Origin of the sequence: Enterococcus sp. 3H8_DIV0648, from assembly GCF_002140655.1 — a bacterium.
GTDB lineage: Bacteria > Bacillota > Bacilli > Lactobacillales > Enterococcaceae > Enterococcus_A > Enterococcus_A hulanensis.
Map to the genome: position 1 here is coordinate 464293 of NZ_NGLG01000001.1, position 1280 is coordinate 465572.

Consider the following 1280-nt stretch of genomic DNA (forward strand, 5'->3'; position numbering starts at 1 on the left):
GGTGTAATCGCAGGTGCGATCACTAACAAAGGTGGATCAATGGGCTGGATTGCAAACATTGTTGCTGGTTTAGTTGGTTCTGCAATTGGTCAAGCGTTACTTGGCTCATGGGGCCCTAGCTTAGCAGGTATGGCATTAGTTCCTTCTATTATTGGTGCTGTGATTGTTGTTGCAGTGGTTTCATTCTTTATTGGAAGAAAATAAGACATTCATCCTTAAATAAAAAAAGCGCCTAGGCGCTTTTTTTATTTTGCATTTAATAGTTCTTCTTTTCCGTGGATTAATTGAGTTAAGAAAGCACAATATGGTGTAGCAATTTGATAATTCTTTCCTTTTTGCCACACGGCTCCGTTGATATAGTCGATCTCGGTTTTTCGATGATTGCGAATCAAGTCTTGATACATGGAAGGAAAATGCAAACCTTGTGTCTTAACATCGTAAGTAGCCTCTATTGCTTGAATTACTTGAGATTGATCAAGATCAATTCCTTCTACTTTAGCAACTGAGGCAAATTCTCCAACGATAGTCTCAATCAGATTTCTGGCTACACTCAAAGACCCAAAATCAGCGATGTTGCAATCTAAGATCGTACATAAACCATTCAGTGTGCCATTAATACAAGCCTTTTTCCAAATGGAGTATCGTACGTTATTGCTGTAGATGGGATTTAATCCAGCTTTTTGGAAGACTTCTAGTACTTGTAGCGTAAATTCTTTGCCTTTTGGATCTAAATTCTCCATTTCAATACTGCCTGTGCCGACTAATTTTGCATGACCAGGTCCAGAGAGACCAGCAGTCCAAGTCGTTGTACCAAAAATAATATTTTCTTTCGGGACAAATTTTGACAAAGTTTCCTCATGTCCCAATCCATTTAATAGACAAAATACAAAAGTTTTTTCACCAATGATGGGTTTAATATCTTGAAACATTGCTTCAAGCTGCATAGACTTGGTCAACGCAACGACTAAATCAACGTTAGCATGATCCTCCACGATCTCTTCTGGCGAGTAGATCGGCAAGTTTGCGACTACCTCGCGGTCTTCAAATTCTCCAATCAAACCGTTCTCACGAATAGCTTTGATATGATCAGGCCAACGATCGATCAGAATAACTTCATTGCCCGCTAGATGAAGCATTAATCCGATGCGGCTTCCCATTGCACCCGCTCCGGCAATTGCGATTTTCATATGGACGATTCCCCTTTCAAGTTCCATTAAACAGTATACATAAAAACCAGTAAAAACACGGCTTACCTGCTCATAGAAGAAATGATATTTCAT

Annotated in this window: 2 protein-coding genes; one reads left to right on the forward strand and one right to left on the reverse strand. The window is 39.5% G+C overall.

Annotated features, from left to right (window positions below):
• Positions 1 to 204 (forward strand): GlsB/YeaQ/YmgE family stress response membrane protein (locus tag A5875_RS02115; protein ID WP_088932082.1); only part of this gene is annotated, 204 nt, incomplete at its 5' end.
• Positions 205 to 245: 41 nt separating this feature from the next.
• On the opposite strand, the gene A5875_RS02120 is transcribed toward A5875_RS02115, so the two are convergent.
• A complete protein-coding gene (locus A5875_RS02120; protein WP_088932083.1) occupies positions 246 to 1187 on the reverse strand; it encodes a 2-dehydropantoate 2-reductase in 942 nt (313 codons plus the stop codon).
• Positions 1188 to 1280 lie beyond the last annotated feature (93 nt).